Below are 18,777 nucleotides of genomic sequence, written 5' to 3'. Positions count from 1 at the left end.
CTAGTTGCTGATGGCGAGGATGCTCGCCTGGTACGAGCCGACAAACACATCAAAATCGCCCACTTCGTTCTGCTCCAGCTCCGCCTGTTGCGCCAGCGACGTGCGTGCCAGCTCTTCGAAACGTGCCTGCTCTTCGGCCGGCAGCGGTTCCTTGCGGAAGTGCTCGGCGTGCAGTTGGCTCTGGTGCAGGGAGAACTGCGCAAAACTCTCTTTACGCTCAGCCATCGCCGCCAACACCTGGGCCGACGGGGTCAGGGACGAGTCCTTGACCTTCGCCAGCTGGGCGTCCAGCGCCTGGCTGTGTTCGGTGATGCCGTGGCTTTCATCGAGCAGGGCGGCCAGCGGTGCGATTTTCTCCAACAGCTCGGCGGCCCATTCCTTCATGTCCACTGGCTGGCCATCGCGCTGCAATTGCAGGCCTGGGCGGCGACCTTCCTTGACCACGCTGAGGAAGTTGGAGGTGGCATTGCCGCACTCGTTGTTGGCGAACAGCGGGCTGTCGTTCAACGCGCAGTACAACAGGAAGGCGTCGAGGAAGCGCGACTCCGGCAGGTCGATGCCCATCGGCAGGAACGGGTTGATGTCCAGGCAGCGCACTTCGATGTACTGGATGCCACGGGCCATCAGCGCCTGGATCGGGCGCTCGCCGGTGTAGGTCACACGCTTGGGGCGAATGTTGGAGTAGTACTCGTTTTCGATCTGCAGGATGTTGGTGTTGAGCTGTACCCACTCACCATCCTTGTGGGTGCCGACTTCGACGTACGGCGCGTAGGGCGTTGCCACCGCTTCACGCAGGCTGTCGGTGTAGCTGTTCAAATCGTTGTAGCACGGCGTGAGGCCGGCCTGGGCGTTGCTCTGGTAGCCCAGGTCGCTCATGCGCAGGCTGGTGGCGTACGGCAGGTACAGGGTGTCGGCGTCCAGCACTTCAAGCTGGTGCGAGCGACCCCGTAGGAAGCCGGCGTCCAGGGCCGGCGAGGCACCGAACAGGTACATCAGCAGCCAGCTGTAGCGGCGGAAATTGCGGATCAGCGCGATATAGGCGGTGGACTGGTAGTCGCGGTCGGTGCCGACAAACCCTTCGGTTTCCTTGAGCAGTGGCCACAGCTCTTCAGGTAAGGAAAAGTTGTAATGAATCCCGGCGATGCACTGCATGGTCTTGCCGTAACGCAGGGCCAGGCCTTTGCGATACACGTACTTGAGCTGTCCGATATTGGACGTGCCGTAGTAGGCAATCGGAATGTCTTCCTCGGCCGGCAACGGGCACGGCATCGAGGGGCTCCACAGGTATTCGCTGCCCAGCTTGGTGTAGGCAAAGCGGTGGATCTTGTCCAGGCTGCTCAGGGTATCGGCCGGGTTCGGCAGGGCGGGAGTGATGAACTCCAGCAGCGATTCCGAGTAGTCGGTGGTGATCTGTTCGTGGGTCAACGCGGCGCCCAGGGCTTCAGGGTGCGGTGTTTGCGCCAGGCGGCCTTCACCGGTAACGCGTAGGCATTCGCGCTCGATGCCGTGCAAGCACTGCTCTAGCAGGGAGAGGTGTTCGCGCTTGCCGAGCAGAGCCAGGCGGCGGTTGAGAAGTTCGCTCAAGTTGGATTCCTTCACGCGTCAGTCGCCCCAATATGGGGGTGGGCAGGACGGTCTACAAGGGTGAAGTTGAAACTGGCGTTATCGCCTGGTTTTCGAGCCGATTTAACTGGCCCTGAAAGTGCCGACTTCAGTCCCTGAATCTGGCTATAGCGCAGGAAGAAACTTCCGACGCCGCTTTCGCAGCGCCGAAATTAACTCAAATCGAGGGCAGGGAGCTATAGGACAGCGAAGGTGCCTTGTGCTTTTGCGACCAGTTTTTCGTCCTGGTACACATCCGCTTCCACCACCAACGTGCGGCGGCCGGCATGAATCACGCGGCTGGTGCACAGCACGTCACCGTCTTCGACGGCGCGGATGTAGTTGATTTTGCATTCGATTGTCGCGCTCTGCTGGTCAAAGCCATGGGAGCTGGAACAGGCCAGCCCCATCGTGATGTCCACCAGGCTGAAAATCGCCCCGCCGTGGAGCTTGCCTGCGCGGTTGCGCAGGTGCGGCTCCAGGGTCAGGGCCACTTCGGCAACGCCTTGTTCGAGGCGTTGCAGGCGGCAGCCGATCAGTTCGCTGAACGCGCTCTGGGTCAAACCGGCAGGGATTTCCATCAGCGTTTCTTCAACTGTTTGGCGTTGGCGAACAGCGAGGCCATGGCATTGTTGCTGGGCGCTGCGGCGGTGGTTTCCTTGCGCGGCGCAGTGTTCTGCGACTGACGCGGTGTGGAGCCTGGGCGTGCGCCACGGGCACCGTCGATTTTCTCGCCCGGGGTGTCGCTCATGCGCATCGACAGGCCGACACGTTTGCGCGGGATGTCGACTTCCATGACCTTGACCTTGACCACGTCACCGGCCTTCACCGCTTCGCGCGGGTCTTTGATGAATTTCTCCGAAAGCGCAGAGATATGCACCAAACCGTCCTGATGCACGCCGATGTCCACAAAGGCGCCGAAGTTGGTCACGTTGGTCACCACGCCTTCGAGGATCATGCCAAGTTGCAGGTCCTTGAGGTCTTCGACGCCGTCCTGGAACTCGGCGGTCTTGAACTCGGGACGCGGGTCGCGGCCAGGTTTTTCCAGCTCTTGCAGGATGTCGGTGATGGTCGGTACGCCGAAGGTTTCGTCGGTGTACTTCTTCGGGTCCAGGCGCTTGAGGAACGCGGCGTCGCCGATCAGCGAACGGATGTCGCGGTCGGTCTCGGCAGCGATGCGTTGCACCAGCGGGTAGGCTTCCGGGTGGACCGCCGAGGCGTCCAACGGGTTGTCGCCGTTCATCACGCGCAGGAAACCGGCAGCTTGCTCGAAGGTTTTTTCGCCCAGGCGTGCGACCTTTTTCAGCGCGGCGCGGGTTTTGAATGCGCCGTTTTCATCGCGGTGGGTGACGATGTTCTGCGCCAGGGTGGTGTTGAGGCCGGAAATGCGTGCCAGCAGCGCCACGGAGGCGGTGTTTACGTCCACGCCGACTTTGTTCACGCAGTCTTCCACCACGGCGTCCAGGCCGCGCGCCAGTTTCAGCTGCGACACGTCGTGCTGGTACTGGCCGACGCCGATGGATTTCGGGTCGATTTTCACCAGCTCGGCCAGCGGATCCTGCAGGCGGCGGGCGATGGACACTGCGCCACGGATCGACACGTCCAGGTCCGGGAATTCCTTGGAGGCCAGTTCCGACGCCGAGTACACCGAAGCGCCGGCCTCGGAGACCATGACCTTAGTCATCTTCATGGCGGGGTATTTTTTGATCAGTTCGGCGGCCAGCTTGTCGGTCTCGCGGCTGGCGGTGCCGTTGCCGATGGCGATCAGATCCACGGCGTGCTTGGCGCACAGGGCAGCCAGGATGGCGAGGGTCTGGTCCCATTTGTTGTGCGGCACGTGCGGGTACACGGTGGCGTGGTCCAGCAGCTTGCCGGTGGAGTCGACCACCGCGACCTTGCAGCCGGTACGCAGGCCCGGGTCGAGGCCCAGGGTGGCGCGCGGGCCGGCCGGTGCGGCCAGCAGCAAGTCGTGCAGGTTGTGGGCGAACACGTTGATCGCCTCGGTTTCGGCGCCGTCGCGCAGCTCGCCCAGCAGGTCGGTTTCGAGGTGGGTGTAGAGCTTGACCTTCCAGGTCCAGCGCACGACTTCGCCGAGCCACTTGTCCGCAGGACGATTCTGATTCTGGATGCCGAATTGTTGACCGATCATGCCTTCGCACGGGTGCATGGTGCCCGGCAGCTCGTCGCCGACTTTGAGTGCGGAGCTGAGAATGCCTTCGTTGCGGCCACGGAAAATGGCGAGTGCGCGGTGGGATGGCATGCTTTTCAGCGGTTCGTCGTGTTCGAAGTAGTCGCGGAACTTGGCGCCTTCTTCCTCTTTGCCGGCGATGACGCGGGCGCTGAGGGTGGCTTCCTGCTTGAGGTAGGTGCGCAGTTTTTCCAGCAGGCTGGCGTCTTCGGCGAAGCGCTCCATGAGGATGTACTTGGCGCCCTCGAGGGCGGCCTTGACGTCGGCGACGCCTTTTTCGGCATCGATGAAGCGTGCGGCTTCGGTGTCCGGGCTCAGCGATGGGTCGTTGAACAGGCCGTCGGCCAGCTCGCCCAGGCCGGCTTCCAGGGCGATCTGGCCCTTGGTGCGGCGCTTCTGTTTGTAGGGCAGGTAGAGGTCTTCGAGGCGGGTCTTGGTGTCGGCGAGCTTGATGTCGCGCTCAAGTTGTGGGGTCAACTTGCCCTGTTCCTCGATGCTGGCGAGGATGCTGATGCGCCGTTCGTCGAGTTCTCGCAGGTAGCGCAGGCGCTCTTCCAGGTGACGCAGTTGGGTGTCGTCGAGGCTGCCGGTCACTTCTTTACGGTAACGGGCGATGAAAGGCACCGTGGAGCCTTCATCCAGTAGAGCGACGGCCGCTTCGACCTGTTGTGGGCGTACACCGAGTTCCTCGGCGATGCGGCTGTTGATGCTGTCCATAAAACCACCTGAAATTCTGAAAAGCAGCTCGCAGGCCCGGAAAACAAGGCCTTGGGAGGCTGGTTGAGCGGCCCGACTGGCGCCGCTGCCTGGGTCAAGAGGCAGCCTATTGACCCTCGAAATCGAAAAAATCACGACAAGCGGGTGAAAAAAGCCCGGCAGTAAACGGTAACGATCTGACGTTGCCCTGCACGAAGGCGCCGCATTATAACCAGCGTTCTGCTCTTGGGGGGTACTGCGCCAGAGGTTGTAGGGCGCGGGTTCGCTGGCGGTGGAGGAAAAATCTGCTAACAATGCACACGGTGCGTATAACGGCAGCTACGCCATAATGCGCGCCGAGATAAGAGGAGCATCTAATGAGCAGCACTGCACAAACTGCTGAAGGCGAAAAAATTCTCATCGTTGATGACGATCCGGGGCTGAGCAGCCTGCTGGAGCGTTTCTTCAACTCCAAGGGCTACCGTGCCCGCGCGGTGCCGAACACCGAGCAGATGGACCGCCTGTTGGGCCGTGAGGTGTTCAACCTGGTCGTGCTCGACCTGATGCTGCCCGGCGAAGACGGCCTTACCGCCTGCAAACGCTTGCGTGGCGCGAACAACCAGATTCCGATCATCATGCTCACCGCCAAGGGCGATGAGCTGAGCCGCATCAAAGGCCTCGAACTGGGCGCCGATGACTACCTGGCCAAGCCGTTCAACCCTGACGAGTTGATGGCACGGGTCAAGGCGGTATTGCGTCGCCAGGCTCCGCCTGTACCAGGCGCACCGGGCAGCGAAGACGAGAGCGTCACCTTTGGCGACTACGAACTGTCGCTGGCCACCCGTGAGCTCAAGCGTGGCGATGAAGTGCACATGCTGACCACCGGCGAATTCGCGGTGCTCAAGGCGCTGGTGATGAACGCTCGCCAGCCGCTGACCCGTGACAAGCTGATGAACCTGGCCCGTGGCCGTGAGTGGGACGCGTTGGAACGCTCCATCGACGTGCAGATCTCCCGTCTGCGCCGGATGATCGAGCCGGACCCGTCCAAACCGCGGTATATCCAGACGGTGTGGGGCGTGGGTTATGTGTTTGTGCCGGATGGCACTGCGACCAAGTGACCCATGATTTGCGGCGGCAGGCATCCCGGTGTTCAGTTTCTTGAATATCGACAGGGTGCCCGGCCTCCGCAATTCTGCGAGCGCCGCTCGTTCCTGCAAGGTGTCTAGCTGTCTCCTATGAAAACCCCGTTGTGGTTCCCACAAAGTTTCTTCTCGCGCACCCTTTGGCTGGTGCTGATCGTCGTTCTGTTTTCCAAGGCACTGACGCTGGTTTATCTGTTGATGAACGAAGACGTGCTGGTGGACCGACAATACAGCCACGGTGTGGCCCTGACCCTGCGCGCCTACTGGGCCGCCGACCCCGAGAACCGCGAGAAGATCGCCAAGGCCGCCACGCTCGTGCGCGTGGCGGGCGCTGGCGTGCCGGAGGGCGAGCAGCACTGGCCCTACAGTGAGATCTACCAGCGTCAGATGCAGGCCGAACTGGGTGAGGACACCGAGGTGCGGCTGCGCATGCACGTGTCCCCGGCCCTGTGGGTTCGGGCGCCGAGCCTGGGCCAGGATTGGTTGAAAGTACCGTTGTACCCGCATCCGCTGCGGGGGCAGAAGATCTGGAACGTGTTGGGCTGGTTCCTGGCGATCGGGTTGCTTTCAACCGCATCCGCGTGGATTTTCGTGCGTCAGCTCAACCAGCCACTCAAGCGCCTGGTGTTTGCCGCCCGCCAGTTGGGGCAGGGGCGAAGCGTGCGATTGCCGGTCAGCGATACGCCCAGCGAGATGACCGAGGTGTACAGCGCCTTCAACCAGATGGCGGAGGACGTCGAACAGGCCGGGCGTGAGCGCGAGCTGATGCTTGCGGGGGTGTCCCATGACCTGCGCACGCCGCTGACGCGTCTGCGGCTTTCACTTGAGCTGATGGGCAACCACAACGACCTGACGGATGACATGGTGCGTGATATCGAGGACATGGACGCGATTCTCGACCAATTCCTGGCGTTTATCCGTGATGGCCGTGACGAGGTAGTCGAGGAAGTCGACCTGACGGACCTGGTGCGCGAGGTGGTCGCGCCTTACAACCAGAATGGCGAGCAGGTGCGCATGCGCCTGGAGCCTATCCAGCCGTTCGCCTTGCGCCGTGTATCGATGAAGCGTCTGCTGAACAACCTGATCGGTAACGCCCTGCATCATGCCGGTTCGGACGTGGAGGTGGCGGCCTACGTGTCCGGCGACAGCACGGCACCTTACGTGGTGCTCAGCGTGATGGACCGTGGCGCCGGTATCGACCCGGCAGAGCTGGAGGGCATCTTCAACCCCTTCACCCGTGGCGATCGTGCCCGGGGTGGCAAGGGCACCGGCTTGGGGTTGGCGATAGTGCGGCGAATTGCTTCGATGCACGGTGGCAACGTTGAGCTGCGCAACCGTGAAGAGGGCGGCCTGGAGGCGCGGGTGCGCTTGCCGCTGGGGCTGATGTTACCCCGCGACGCGGTCTAGGCAACAACACAACCCGAATGTGGGAACGGGCTTGTGTGGGAGCTGGCTTGCCTGCGATGGCATCACCGAGGTGTGCCTGACACACCGAGGTGGCTGCATCGCGGGCAAGCCCGGCTCCCACACAAGCCGGCTCCCACATAGGTTTTGCAGTGTTTCAAACGCTGTGTTTTATCAGCCCTTGCCTTTGGTCCGGGTCATGTTCGGCCCACCATTCTTCTCAAGATGCTGAATGATGATCCCCGCCACATCCTTGCCGGTGGTGGTCTCGATCCCTTCCAGGCCTGGCGATGAGTTCACTTCCATCACCAGCGGCCCATGGTTGGAACGCAAGATATCCACACCCGCCACGCTCAGCCCCATCACCTTGGCCGCACGCAATGCGGTCATGCGCTCTTCCGGGGTGATCTTGATCAGGCTGGCGCTGCCGCCTCGATGCAGGTTGGAGCGGAACTCACCGGGTTTGGCCTGGCGCTTCATCGCAGCAATGACCTTGTCACCCACCACGAAGCAGCGAATGTCGGCACCACCGGCCTCTTTTATGTATTCCTGCACCATGATGTTCTGCTTGAGGCCCATGAAGGCCTCGATCACCGACTCTGCGGCGGTGGCGGTTTCGCACAGCACCACGCCGATACCCTGGGTGCCTTCCAGCACCTTGATCACCAGCGGCGCGCCATTGACCATCTCGATCAGATCGGGAATGTCGTCCGGGGAGTGGGCAAAGCCAGTGACCGGCAGGCCGATACCCCGGCGTGACAGCAGTTGCAGCGAACGCAGCTTGTCCCGCGAGCGCGCAATGGCCACCGATTCATTGAGGGGGAACACCCCCATCATTTCAAACTGGCGCAGCACCGCGCAGCCGTAGAACGTCACCGATGCACCGATGCGCGGGATCACCGCATCGAAGCCCTCCAGCGGCTTGCCCCGGTAGTGGATCTGCGGCTTGTGGCTGGCAATGTTCATATAGGCACGCAACGTGTCGATCACCACCATTTCGTGGCCACGTTCGGTGCCGGCCTCAACCAGGCGGCGGGTGGAATACAGACGCGGGTTTCGCGACAGCACAGCAATCTTCATGCAGCACCTGGGGCAGAAAGGGTAGAGACCGGGAACACCGGCTTGTCTTGAACGTACTTGACGCCGGGATTGACCACCAACTGGCCGTCAATCAACGCCTTGGAGCCCAGCAACAGGCGGTAACGCATGGCCTTGCGGCAGGCCAGGGTGAACTCCACCCGCCAGACCCGATCGCCCAACGCCAGGGTGGTGCTGATCACGTAGCGCACCTGCGCGTGACCGTTGGAGCTCTTGATGGTTTTCATCGTCACCAGCGGCGCTTCGCAGCGGCGGTGACGCAGTTGCACCACGCTGCCCAGGTGCGCGGTAAAGCGCACCCACTTTTCACCGTCGCGCTCAAACGGCTCGATGTCGGTGGCATGCAGGCTGGAAGTGCTGGCGCCGGTGTCGATCTTCGCGCGCAGGCCCGCCACTCCCAAATCGGGGAGTGCCACCCACTCACGCAGACCCACAACGGTCAAATGGTCAAATGTCTTCAATATGGGTAACCGGCAATTCAGAAATGTTTCGTAGTCGTCGAGGACAGTAACGTCCAACTGCGCATGGATTGTGACAATCCCCAAACCTTATCGAGGGTTTGGCGCCGATTTCGCGGTATTCACGCAGAATATTCGGCAAATGGCGACAGATATCTCTCAGGCTGCAGTAATCAGTGGCTGTTAGGGAAAGGCACGCAAAAATCGCGTTCCTTGGCGTATCTTAGGTGAGCCTTGAGGTTTATGCGTCGAAGGGTTCCAACGGTAAAGTTGCGACATTTTTCAGAGCGAGGAATTCAAGTGGCTCAAAAGCAGGAAGAGGAAGAAAAGGTCCGGCTGGACAAGTGGTTGTGGGCAGCGCGCTTCTATAAGACCCGTGCCCTCGCCAAGGCCGCCATCGAGAGCGGCAAGGTGCACCATCGTGGCGAGCGCTGCAAGCCGGGCAAGGAACCGCGCGTCGGCGACGAGTTCCAGATTCGTACCGGTTTTGATGAAAAGACCATCGTGGTTCAAGCGCTTTCCATCGTCCGGCGTGGCGCGCCTGAAGCGCAGGCCTTGTATGCCGAGACCGAAGCCAGCATTGCCAAGCGCGAGAATGCGGCGGCTATGCGCAAGGCCGGCGCCATGGGCTTGAGCACCGACGGCAAGCCGAGCAAGAAACAACGCCGCGATCTGTTCAAGTTCCGTGGCAGCGGCAACGACGATTGAGGGCGCCGGCAATCGCCTGGCGCGTCACTTGGCTTGGAACAAACCCGGATTGTTCATAAACTGCGTCATCTTCGCGTTACTATTATTCAACTCAGATACCCAGACCTATGACTGATCTACCGGATACCGACTTCACCCAACGCTTCATCTTCGACGAGACCGACGCCCGTGGCGAGCTGGTGTCGCTGGAGCGCAGCTATGCCGAAGTCCTCGCCAAGCACCCCTATCCGGAGCCGGTCGCGCAACTGCTCGGTGAGCTGATGGCGGCAGCGGCGCTGCTGGTGGGCACCATGAAATTCGATGGTTTGCTGATCCTGCAGGCACGCTCCGAAGGCCCGGTGCCGATGCTGATGATCGAGTGCTCCAGCGAGCGCGAAATCCGCGGCCTGGCCCGTTACGAAGCTGATCAGATTGCCCCGGACGCCACCCTGTCGGACCTGATGGCCAACGGCGTGCTGGCGATCACCGTCGACCCGACCGAGGGCCAGCGCTACCAGGGCATCGTCGACCTGGACGGTGAAACCCTGTCGGACTGCTTCACCAACTATTTCGTGATGTCCCAGCAGGTCGGCACCAAGTTCTGGCTCAACGCCGACGGCAAGCGTGCGCGTGGCCTGCTGTTGCAGCAATTGCCGGCCGACCGCATCAAGGACGACGACGAGCGCACCGACAGCTGGCGCAAGCTGACGGCCCTGGCCGGCACCCTGACCGCTGAAGAGCTGTTGGGCCTGGACAACGAAACCATCCTGCATCGCCTGTACCACGAAGAGGCTGTGCGACTGTTTGACGCACAGAGCTTGCGCTTCCATTGCAGCTGCTCCCGCGAGCGTTCGGCCAATGCCCTGGTGAGCCTGGGCCTGGAAGATGCGCAGAATCTGGTGGTGGAACACGGTGGCAATATCGAGATCGACTGCCAGTTCTGCAACCAGCGCTACCTGTTCGATGCGGCTGATGTAGCCCAATTGTTCGCCGGAGCCGGCATCGACACCCCTTCCGACACCCGCCACTAAAACGTTTAAGCACAGGTAAATCACCTGACAAACGCCGGATTAGCGCAGTTCTGACGGGAGGGCCCTACTCTTTTTGGGCTTTTCTGGCATAATCCGGCCCACTTTTTTCGCGGTAGTAGTGCGCAACTTTCTACTACAAAACGTTTGGAGCACTCGGCCATAGGCCGACGGGGAACCTCATGACGCAAGCCAATAACGCCGTATACACCGATCTGAGTGTTGACGATCTGGTCAAAGAAGCCCTGCAGCGCGGTGAAGGCGTGCTTGCCGATACTGGCGCGCTGGTCGTAGAAACCGGTCACCGTACCGGTCGTTCGCCAGTCGACCGTTTCATCGTTGAAGAGCCTACTACCCAGGACGCTATCGCCTGGGGCCCGATCAACCGCAAGTTCCCGGCCGACAAGTTCGATGCCCTGTGGGCTCGCGTCGAGGCCTTCAACAACGCGCAAGAGCATTTCGTTTCCCACGTTCACGTTGGTGCTGCGCACGACCACTACCTGGCCGTGAAAATGACCACCCAGACTGCCTGGCAGAACCTGTTCGGTCGTTGCCTGTTCATCAACCCGGCCCAGTACAACCCGGCCGGTCGTGAAGAGTGGCAAGTGCTCAACGTGGCCAACTTCGAGTGCGTGCCAGAGCGTGACGGCACCAACTCCGACGGTTGCGTGATCCTCAACTTCGCACAGAAGAAAGTGCTGATCGCCGGCATGCGTTACGCCGGTGAGATGAAAAAAGCCATGTTCTCGGTGCAGAACTTCCTGCTGCCGGCTTCCGACGTGCTGCCAATGCACTGCGCCGCCAACATCGGCGAAGCAGGCGACGTGACCCTGTTCTTCGGTCTGTCGGGCACCGGTAAAACCACCCTGTCGGCCGACGAAAGCCGTTACCTGATCGGTGACGACGAACACGGCTGGGGCGAAGGCGTAGTGTTCAACATCGAAGGCGGTTGCTATGCCAAGTGCATCGACCTGTCCGAGAAGAACGAGCCGGTGATCTGGAAAGCCATCAAGCACGGCGCCGTGTTGGAAAACGTGGTGATCGACGATGCCAAGCACGCCGACTACACCAACGTCAGCCTGACCCAGAACAGCCGCGCCGCCTACCCGCTGGAGCACGTGGCCAAGCGTTCCGAGAAGAACCTGGGCGGCGAGCCAAACGCGGTGATCTTCCTGACTTGCGACCTGACTGGCGTACTGCCACCGGTGTCCATCCTCAGCGAAGAACAAGCGGCCTACCACTTCCTGTCCGGCTACACCGCGCTGGTGGGCTCGACCGAAATGGGTTCCGGCGGCGGCATCAAGTCGACCTTCTCCACCTGCTTCGGCGCACCGTTTTTCCCGCGCCCGGCTGGCGAATACGCTGAGCTGCTGATCAAGCGCATCCGTGGCTTCGGCTCCAAGGTCTACCTGGTCAACACCGGCTGGACCGGCGGCGGCTACGGCGTCGGCAAGCGCTTCAACATCCCGACCACTCGCGGCGTGATCGCAGCGATCCAGAGCGGCGCGTTGGTGGGTGCTGAAACCGAACACCTCGACACCATCAACCTCGACGTGCCATTGGCCGTACCGGGCGTTGATACTGGCCTGTTGAACCCACGTAACACCTGGGCTGACAAGGCTGCCTACGACGAAGCGGCGAAGGCACTGGCTGGCTTGTTCATCGAGAACTTCAAGAAGTTTGAAGTAAGCGATGCGATCAAGGCTGCGGGTCCTAAGTTGTAAGATTCGAGCGTTGTGAAAAAGCCGCCCTCAGGGGCGGCTTTTTTGTGCGCGATAGGTCAGTCGACCCTGTGCAAAACAACGGCACCGACCAGTACCAGTGCAACGCCTAGCACCTGTACAGCCGACAACCGCTCCTTGAAAAACACGAACCCCAGAATCGCCGCAATCCCGCCCGACAACGTACTGATCACCGTCACCACCGACACCGACCCTGCCATCGCCCCCCAGGAAAACGCCGAGAAGCCGCCGAGGTTCATCACGCTCGCCCCGGTCAGTGTTGCGCAGTTTTTCAGCGGCGGGATTTTCAACCCGTCCTTGATCCTCAGTACCATCAACACCAATACGCATAACCCCACCAAATACCCGAGCCACAGCATGGTAATCGGCCCCAGCGCCGGCAGTGTGTAGCGGCCTTGCAGCCAGAAACTGCTGCCATACAGCACAGCGGCAAGCATGGCGTAAGCGATGGACAGGCGGGGGTTGTTGTGGGGAACGCCGTTGTCCTTGTGGATGCTGGAGAGGAACACGCCGATCACGCACACGGCGATGCAACCCAGCTGCGTCAGGCTGATGTGCTCGCCGCTGGCCCAGGACAGCAGGGTGGTGACCACGCCGTAGGAGGTCACCAGCGGTGCGACGATGGCGGCTTTGCCGAGTGCAAAAGCTTTGGATAACGCGAGGGCGCCGGAAACGGTGAGCAGGGCGGCGGCGATGCCCAGAAGCCAGACGCTCAGCGGCGCGTCGAGGGATTTGAGCAGGAAGGTCGGGAGAATGGCCAGCAGCAGGGTCATGATCAGAAAGCCCAAGGCTTGGCCGAAATACACCGCGCGTTTTACGCCGACAGCGCGGGCATTGAGGCCCACGAGAAAATCTGTACCGCCCCAGAGCAGGGCGGCCAGCAGGCCCATTGTTACGTCCATGTAAGGTCCTTTCCGAAGGCGCAATGTCCTGTAGGAGCCCGGCTTGCCGGCGATGAGGCCCTCGGGACCGCCATCGCCGGCAAGCCGGCTCCTACCGTTAACTCAGGTTTTCGAGAGTTTGCGTGTCCCAGCTGTGGGTCTTGATGGCCAGGTAGAGCATGCCGATGGTCAGCGGCACTTTCTCGCCGCGCCCTTTGGCCCGACGTTTGAGAAACACATCAAACACCGGCGGGTTGAAGTAACGATAAGTGTCGAAGTCGACCAGGTCGAGTACAAATTCCTGCTCCAGCGCCTCCATCAATTGCTTGGCCTCACTGCCATCACAACCCAGGTCGACGTTGATCGAGGTTTGCAGGCTGATGGTCTTGTGTTTTGGCAGGCCGATTTCTTCGTGCAGCAGTTGCAGGAGTTGCTGCATGGCGGCGTCTTCGGGGAAGTTAGGCGCGAGGTTCATGGTGGGGGCACGCAGGAGTGGGTGAGGGGGATGGTTGCGGTGGCGGCGATATTTGTTTTGGCTGGCTAGCAACACGATACCCGTTACAAGAGCAATGGCAGGCAAGCTGTCCATCGCTGATCCCTTTAACCATAGGGTGTCGCAGAATAAGAGTGTCGGACCGGTTACCACAAGGACCAGCCCAAACCATTTTCTGAGTGGAGGCCGTTTGATTGTTTTTTCGATCGACGCGGCAACGGCCAAGAGCAGTATCAGGCCGATCCAGTAGATGGATTCGGTCATCGCATCAGCCACCCAAGATTTGCCAATGCATGTGGATTGCTAAGCAAGATGATCAGGCGCCGCTCTGTGAAGGTGACGCCGTTGTGGCTGATAGGTTGCGTCCTTTCGATGTTCACAGATTCTTGTCGGCGTTGTTGAAAGGCCGCTAGTTTCGGTCAGGCGAAGGTGAGTTTTGTAGAGGGCGTGCAGGGCGTTTTAAGCAGTTTGGGAAACGTACGGCGCGGTATTGCGTGGTTTCTTACGGATGCTTCCGATTTTTGGTTTGACGGAGGTTCTTTGGGGGCGAGTGGTCGTTTTTACTCAGAACCTGAGGAGCCAGAAGTTGCTGTTGGAGGTGATAAAAACTACGTCACACTTTGTACAAAAAATCCGCCAGAGGCCTGATTTCAGCGTATGTTTCACCGCAAAATCTTGTAGGGCGATTCCGCCCACTACTTAAAGGGAGTTAAGCATGGGTTTGCTTCGTGTCGCCTCGGCGATGTCATTGTGCGCAGTGGCGTTTTCCATCCAGGCCGAACAGTTGCCGATTGAGGTCCTGAGTGCGGTGGTCAAGGACCAGAAAATCGCCGATGCCGAAGTGCTGCTGCAACGCAACGGTGCGCAGAACGTGGTGGGGCGCACCAACGCCCAGGGCCAGGTCACATTGACCAGCGAAGCCGCTGACGACTCCACCAACCTGCTGATCATCAAGAAGCCCGGCTACTCCAACCTGGTGGTGAAATGCCCGTGCAAGGGCATGACTTACGCCATCAGCCCGGTGATGGAGAACCTCGACGGCCTGCGCGTGGTACTGACCTGGGGCAAGACCCCGGAAGACCTCGACTCCCACATGATCTTCCCGGGCAACAACATCTACTTCGAAAACAAAAACGGCACCGATGCCGAACTGGATGTGGATGACACCGACAGCTACGGCCCGGAAACCATCACCCTGCAGAAAAAACACTATGGCGAAAGCTACGTGTACGCCGTGCATGACTACACCAACGGTGGTAATCCAAGCTCGCGTCAGCTCTCCAATAGTGAAGCCAAAGTGTTCGTGTACATGGGCCAGTCGCTGGTGCGTACCTACTATGTACCGCAGAACCGTAGCGGCAACCTGTGGACCGTGTTCCGCATGACCGGCAGCGGTGACTTCCAAGACATCAACACCTTCAGCGGTGTGACAGTGGATGCCAAGGACGTACTCAACGAAGTGAAACCGTTGCTGGATGACAGCGTCGCGGTCACGGCCGTAGCCGTCAGCTCTTCTGCACAAACCGATGCGAAACGTCTGAACGTACAAGGTGAAGCGGCCTACCAAGCGGGTAACCTCGACCAGGCCATCGACCTGTTCCGCCAGGCCATCGACCTGGACAACAGCTTCGGCAAGGCCTACGGCAATCTGGGCCTGGCGTACCAGAAGGCTGGCAACACTGCCGAGTCGATCTGGGCAAACCGCAAGGCCATCGCCCTGGCGACCGGTGCGAATGCCGCGACCGTGCGTGCAGGGTCTTACTACAACATTGCGCGGATCTATGAGGCTGCGGGGCAGTTCCAGGATGCGTTGCGTCACTACCAGCTGGCTAAAGAGCAGAAGGCCAACCCGGTCTATGACACGGCGATTGAGCGCGTGAAAAACCGATGATTCAGCCCTGATACAAAAATAAAAATGTGGGAGGGGGCTTGCCCCCGATAGCGATCTGTCAGGCCAAGATTTATTGGCTGACACACTGCAATCGGGGGCAAGCCCCCTCCCACATTTGGATTTGTATCTTTTCTGCTCCTACCTCGGATTATTCCCACTTCGGCCCTAGGCCACCCCTCACGCTGTGTATCATCCTGTCTCTTTTTTCCATGCGACCTTTCTCGATTCGCTGAGATTCCCGGGCTATGTTTTTGAGCCAACTCAGCGGTCAATGGAGTGACAGCCTATGCACGACACCCTCCAGCAGGTCTTTGGTTATCCACAGTTTCGTTTGGGCCAGGAAGAAACCGTCAGCGCGGTACTGGCCGGTCGTTCGGCAGCTGCGATTTTCCCAACCGGGTCAGGTAAATCTTTGTGTTACCAGCTGTCGGCGGTGTTGCTGCCACACCTGACATTGGTGGTTTCACCCCTGTTGGCGTTGATGCAGGACCAGCTTGGTTTCTTGCAGCGCCACGGCATTTCGGCGGGCAGTATCGATTCGGCCCAGAGCCGCGATGAGGCCAATGACGTGATGGCCCGTGCGCGTTCCGGCGAGCTGAAAATCCTGATGATCTCCGTAGAACGCTTGAAGAACGAGCGCTTCCGTAACTTCCTGCAAAGCGTGCAGATCTCGTTACTGGTGGTGGACGAGGCGCACTGTATTTCCGAGTGGGGCCACAACTTCCGGCCGGACTATTTGAAGCTGCCGGACTACCAGCGCCAGTTCAATATCCCACAAGCCCTGCTGCTGACGGCTACGGCCACGCCTAAGGTGATTGCCGACATGCAGGCGAAGTTCGCCATTGCACCGGGCGATGTGGTCACTACGGGCTTCTACCGGCCCAACCTCAACCTGTTGGTGGAGCCGGTCAGCGGCGCGGACAAGCGTCGTCGCTTGGTGCAGTGGATGAGTGAGCGCGCTGACCAGCCAAGCATCGTCTATGTCACCTTGCAAAAAACCGCCGAGCAGATTGCCGAGCACCTGAACCGCAACGGCATCCAGGCCGAGGCGTATCACGCCGGCTTGCCCCACGATAAACGCGAGGGTATCCAGCAGCGCTTCATGGGCGGACGTTCCAATTGCATTGTCGCCACCATCGCGTTTGGCATGGGCATCGACAAAAGTGACATCCGCAATGTGGTGCACTTCGACCTGCCTAAATCCATCGAGAACTACAGCCAGGAGATCGGCCGTGCCGGGCGTGATGGGCAGCCGTCCGACTGCCTGGTGCTGGCCAACCGCGACAGCCTCAACGTGTTGGAGAATTTTGTGTACGGCGATACGCCAGAGCAGGAGGGGATCCGGCGGGTATTGGATGAGCTTCAGGCTGCACGGAGCGAGGGGCAATGGGAATTTCTGCTCAGGTCCTTGTCGGATCACAGCAACATTCGCGAGCTGCCGTTGAAGACACTGCTGGTGCAGTTGGAGCTCAAGGGGGTGATCGCACCACGCTACGCGTTCTACGCCGAATACCGCTTCAAGTACCTGATCGAGCCCGACGCCCTGCTGGCGCGGTTTTCCGGCGAGCGACAGCAGTTTGTCGCAGCGATTATCCAGGTGTGCAAGCGGGCGAAAACCTGGGCTACAGTGGATTTCGACGCGCTGTACCAACAGCACAACGCCGAGCGTGGCCGGGTGGTGAAAGCCCTGGATTACTTCCAGGAGCAGGGCCTGATCGAGCTGGAAAGCAAGCAGATGACCGAGGTCTACAGCCTGCTGGATACCGATTTTGATCCAGAGGTGTTGAGCGCCGAGTTATACACAGGCTTCAAGCAACATGAGGTGGGCGAGGTGGCGCGGATTCACGCCATGCTCGATCTGTTCGCCACCGAACATTGCCTGGGGCAACGCCTGGCTCAGTATTTTGGCGATGAAAATGCGCCCCAGCGTTGTGGGCATTGCTCTGTATGCCACGGCCATGTTGCACACCTGCCGCCACCGCCCGGTTTGCCGCCGCTTGTGGATAAAAACTTCATGGGGCTGTGCGGTGATTTTATCCACAGGCATCATGAGCACACGGGGCAATTGCCGGGTGCGGAACGTTTGACGCGGTTCCTTGGCGGTATCAGCGTGCCGCTTTTCACCAAGCTGAAAGCGCGTGGCATTCCGGGTTTTGCCGCACTTGAGGACTACCCCTACGCCGAGGTGCGCGAGTGGGCCGAAGCCCATTTGAATGACCTTTGAACCCACCTTCACGAGATGCGCCCATGCCTGACTCTGTACCACAACGTGCCGATTACCCTCACTTCCAGCCGATCATCACGCGCTGGCACGACAACGATGTGTATGGCCATGTGAATAACGTGACCTACTACAGCTTCTTCGACACGGCGGTGAACACCTACCTGATCGAACAGGGTGGGTTGGATATTCATGACGGTGAGGTGGTGGGGTTTGTGGTGAGTTCAGCGTGCGATTACTTCGCGTCGATTGCCTTTCCCGAGCGCATCGAAATCGGCCTGCAGGTGAGCAAGTTGGGCAACAGCTCAGTGCAGTACGAGTTGGCGGTATTCAAGCAGGGTGAGGTCGAAGCCTGTGCGGCGGGGCGCTTTGTGCACGTGTTCGTGGATCGTGGGACGAACCAGCCGGTGACGATTCCGGGAATGTTGCGCGAGGCGTTGCAGCGCTTGGTGATTCTTTGAACAAAAATATCCACTGTAGGAGCTGGCTTGCCAGCGATCGCGATGGGTCAGGTCAATAAGTATTGCCTGATACTCTGCTATCGCCGGCAAGCCGGCTCCTACAAGGGATTGATCGTGTTCTTCAGCTCTTACCGGTGACGGTAGTGATGCTTGTTCTTGCGATGGCCATAGGCATGCCCGCGGCCACGGTGATCGTCGCGGTCATAGCGGCGGTTGTCGCGCCCACGGTAGCGACGGTCGTCGTCATCGCTCTTGTTGCCCATGTAGTTACCCAGCGCGCCACCTGCACCGCCGCCAGCGGCTGCGCCGATCAGGCTGCCAGTGTTGCCGCCCATGCTGCGGCCAACCACGTTGCCACCGGCTGCGCCCAGCGCACCACCAATGGCCGCTTCGCCACGGCTGCGCTTGTCAGCGCCGACCGCACTGCCGCCCGCGCCACCCAGGGCTGCGCCGATGGCCGAACCTGTATTGCCGCCGATCTGCTGGCCGACAACGGAACCTAAAACCCCGCCCAATGCGCCGCCCACACCGGCTTCGGTGGTGCCACCGGCCATGGCTGCGCCACTGACCAGGCCAAGGGACAACAAGAGAATCGAGGAGAACTTCATAGAGAGACCTCAAGAGGATGACGGCGCGATCCTGAGGTTGTATCGAGATGCTGACAATCGAAATCCGACCGGTGGCAGCAGTTGTATACAATTTGCTAAGTTACTGTTTTGTATAGGGAACTTAAGTGATTTTTACAGGTCTTTAACTACTTCGGAACGGCCGCTTTTATGCAAAAG

Annotated in this window: 16 protein-coding genes; 8 read left to right on the top strand and 8 right to left on the bottom strand. The window is 60.1% G+C overall.

The annotated features are described in order from the left end of the window. The 3 genes from gshA to HX792_RS18135 form a co-directional block, all read right to left on the bottom strand. A complete protein-coding gene (gshA, locus tag HX792_RS18145) occupies positions 1-1,584 on the bottom strand; it encodes a glutamate--cysteine ligase (RefSeq protein WP_176997356.1) in 1,584 nt (527 codons plus the stop codon). A gap of 215 nt (positions 1,585-1,799) precedes the next feature. Further along, the gene (locus HX792_RS18140; RefSeq protein ID WP_176997355.1) at positions 1,800-2,183 is read right to left on the bottom strand and encodes a PaaI family thioesterase; all 384 of its coding nucleotides are present in this window, start codon (positions 2,181-2,183) and stop codon (positions 1,800-1,802) included. Further along, on the bottom strand, positions 2,183-4,507 hold the full coding sequence (locus HX792_RS18135) for a Tex family protein (protein ID WP_176997354.1): 2,325 nt from the start codon (positions 4,505-4,507) through the stop codon (positions 2,183-2,185). The genes HX792_RS18140 and HX792_RS18135 overlap by 1 nt, the downstream gene beginning before the upstream one ends. Before the next feature lie 356 nt (positions 4,508-4,863). On the opposite strand from HX792_RS18135, the gene ompR reads away from it, so the two are divergent. Together ompR and HX792_RS18125 are read left to right on the top strand one after the other, a co-directional pair. After that, positions 4,864-5,604 carry a two-component system response regulator OmpR gene (ompR, locus tag HX792_RS18130; protein ID WP_015373500.1) on the top strand — a complete coding sequence of 247 codons (741 nt, stop codon included), beginning with the start codon at positions 4,864-4,866 and terminating at the stop codon, positions 5,602-5,604. A gap of 117 nt (positions 5,605-5,721) precedes the next feature. Continuing rightward, positions 5,722-7,035, top strand: a complete 1,314-nt coding sequence (locus tag HX792_RS18125; RefSeq protein ID WP_176997353.1) for an ATP-binding protein — start codon at positions 5,722-5,724, stop codon at positions 7,033-7,035. Between the two features lie 171 nt (positions 7,036-7,206). Here HX792_RS18125 and rimK read toward each other — a convergent pair whose 3' ends face one another. Next, on the bottom strand, positions 7,207-8,112 hold the full coding sequence (gene rimK / locus HX792_RS18120) for a 30S ribosomal protein S6--L-glutamate ligase (RefSeq protein ID WP_003187674.1): 906 nt from the start codon (positions 8,110-8,112) through the stop codon (positions 7,207-7,209). Then, complete coding sequence (locus HX792_RS18115) at positions 8,109-8,573, bottom strand: ATP-dependent zinc protease (RefSeq protein ID WP_176997477.1); 465 nt, start codon at positions 8,571-8,573, stop codon at positions 8,109-8,111. Before HX792_RS18115 ends, rimK begins: the two co-directional genes overlap by 4 nt. Positions 8,574-8,888: 315 nt before the next feature. Here HX792_RS18115 and HX792_RS18110 point away from each other — a divergent pair, with 315 nt between their 5' ends. The 3 genes from HX792_RS18110 to HX792_RS18100 all read left to right on the top strand — a co-directional run bounded on the left by HX792_RS18110 (position 8,889) and on the right by HX792_RS18100 (position 12,027). Next, positions 8,889-9,296, top strand: coding sequence for a S4 domain-containing protein (locus HX792_RS18110; protein WP_176997352.1), 408 nt, complete (start codon positions 8,889-8,891; stop codon positions 9,294-9,296). Between the two features lie 107 nt (positions 9,297-9,403). Continuing rightward, the gene (gene hslO / locus HX792_RS18105; RefSeq protein WP_176997351.1) at positions 9,404-10,306 is read left to right on the top strand and encodes an Hsp33 family molecular chaperone HslO; all 903 of its coding nucleotides are present in this window, start codon (positions 9,404-9,406) and stop codon (positions 10,304-10,306) included. A 179-nt stretch (positions 10,307-10,485) separates the two neighbouring features. Beyond that, complete coding sequence (locus tag HX792_RS18100; RefSeq protein ID WP_176997350.1) at positions 10,486-12,027, top strand: phosphoenolpyruvate carboxykinase; 1,542 nt, start codon at positions 10,486-10,488, stop codon at positions 12,025-12,027. 56 nt (positions 12,028-12,083) lie between these two features. On the opposite strand, the gene HX792_RS18095 is transcribed toward HX792_RS18100, so the two are convergent. Continuing rightward, positions 12,084-12,947 (bottom strand): DMT family transporter, encoded by an 864-nt coding sequence (locus tag HX792_RS18095; protein ID WP_256349855.1) that lies wholly within the window; start codon positions 12,945-12,947, stop codon positions 12,084-12,086. 97 nt (positions 12,948-13,044) lie between these two features. Beyond that, a complete protein-coding gene (locus HX792_RS18090) occupies positions 13,045-13,401 on the bottom strand; it encodes a DUF1493 family protein (RefSeq protein WP_176997349.1) in 357 nt (118 codons plus the stop codon). Between the two features lie 733 nt (positions 13,402-14,134). On the opposite strand from HX792_RS18090, the gene HX792_RS18085 reads away from it, so the two are divergent. The 3 genes from HX792_RS18085 to HX792_RS18075 all read left to right on the top strand — a co-directional run bounded on the left by HX792_RS18085 (position 14,135) and on the right by HX792_RS18075 (position 17,992). Next, positions 14,135-15,310 carry a tetratricopeptide repeat protein gene (locus tag HX792_RS18085; RefSeq protein WP_176997348.1) on the top strand — a complete coding sequence of 392 codons (1,176 nt, stop codon included), beginning with the start codon at positions 14,135-14,137 and terminating at the stop codon, positions 15,308-15,310. 286 nt (positions 15,311-15,596) lie between these two features. Further along, positions 15,597-17,534 carry an ATP-dependent DNA helicase RecQ gene (locus HX792_RS18080; protein WP_176997347.1) on the top strand — a complete coding sequence of 646 codons (1,938 nt, stop codon included), beginning with the start codon at positions 15,597-15,599 and terminating at the stop codon, positions 17,532-17,534. Positions 17,535-17,557: 23 nt separating this feature from the next. After that, positions 17,558-17,992: a thioesterase family protein gene (locus HX792_RS18075; protein ID WP_176997346.1), complete on the top strand. Its 435-nt coding sequence runs from the start codon at positions 17,558-17,560 to the stop codon at positions 17,990-17,992. 128 nt (positions 17,993-18,120) lie between these two features. Here HX792_RS18075 and HX792_RS18070 read toward each other — a convergent pair whose 3' ends face one another. After that, the gene (locus HX792_RS18070) at positions 18,121-18,600 is read right to left on the bottom strand and encodes a glycine zipper domain-containing protein (RefSeq protein ID WP_012721700.1); all 480 of its coding nucleotides are present in this window, start codon (positions 18,598-18,600) and stop codon (positions 18,121-18,123) included. Between the last annotated feature and the right edge of the window lie 177 nt (positions 18,601-18,777).

The sequence above is a fragment of the Pseudomonas sp. B6002 genome (genome assembly GCF_013385985.1).
GTDB lineage: Bacteria > Pseudomonadota > Gammaproteobacteria > Pseudomonadales > Pseudomonadaceae > Aquipseudomonas.
The sequence above is the reverse complement of the archived record's forward strand: the minus strand, read 5'-3'. Positions and strand labels throughout refer to the sequence as shown.

Bases quoted from the DNA above. Each gene is read 5' to 3' on its own strand.
- HX792_RS18140 (WP_176997355.1), bottom strand. From the start codon at position 2,183: ATGGAAATCCCTGCCGGTTTGACCCAGAGCGCGTTCAGCGAACTGATC.
- HX792_RS18135 (WP_176997354.1), bottom strand. From the start codon at position 4,507: ATGGACAGCATCAACAGCCGCATCGCCGAGGAACTCGGTGTACGCCCA.
- ompR (WP_015373500.1), top strand. From the start codon at position 4,864: ATGAGCAGCACTGCACAAACTGCTGAAGGCGAAAAAATTCTCATCGTT.
- HX792_RS18125 (WP_176997353.1), top strand. From the start codon at position 5,722: ATGAAAACCCCGTTGTGGTTCCCACAAAGTTTCTTCTCGCGCACCCTT.
- rimK (WP_003187674.1), bottom strand. From the start codon at position 8,112: ATGAAGATTGCTGTGCTGTCGCGAAACCCGCGTCTGTATTCCACCCGC.
- hslO (WP_176997351.1), top strand. From the start codon at position 9,404: ATGACTGATCTACCGGATACCGACTTCACCCAACGCTTCATCTTCGAC.
- HX792_RS18100 (WP_176997350.1), top strand. From the start codon at position 10,486: ATGACGCAAGCCAATAACGCCGTATACACCGATCTGAGTGTTGACGAT.
- HX792_RS18095 (WP_256349855.1), bottom strand. From the start codon at position 12,947: ATGGACGTAACAATGGGCCTGCTGGCCGCCCTGCTCTGGGGCGGTACA.
- HX792_RS18090 (WP_176997349.1), bottom strand. From the start codon at position 13,401: ATGAACCTCGCGCCTAACTTCCCCGAAGACGCCGCCATGCAGCAACTC.
- HX792_RS18085 (WP_176997348.1), top strand. From the start codon at position 14,135: ATGGGTTTGCTTCGTGTCGCCTCGGCGATGTCATTGTGCGCAGTGGCG.
- HX792_RS18080 (WP_176997347.1), top strand. From the start codon at position 15,597: ATGCACGACACCCTCCAGCAGGTCTTTGGTTATCCACAGTTTCGTTTG.
- HX792_RS18075 (WP_176997346.1), top strand. From the start codon at position 17,558: ATGCCTGACTCTGTACCACAACGTGCCGATTACCCTCACTTCCAGCCG.
- HX792_RS18070 (WP_012721700.1), bottom strand. From the start codon at position 18,600: ATGAAGTTCTCCTCGATTCTCTTGTTGTCCCTTGGCCTGGTCAGTGGC.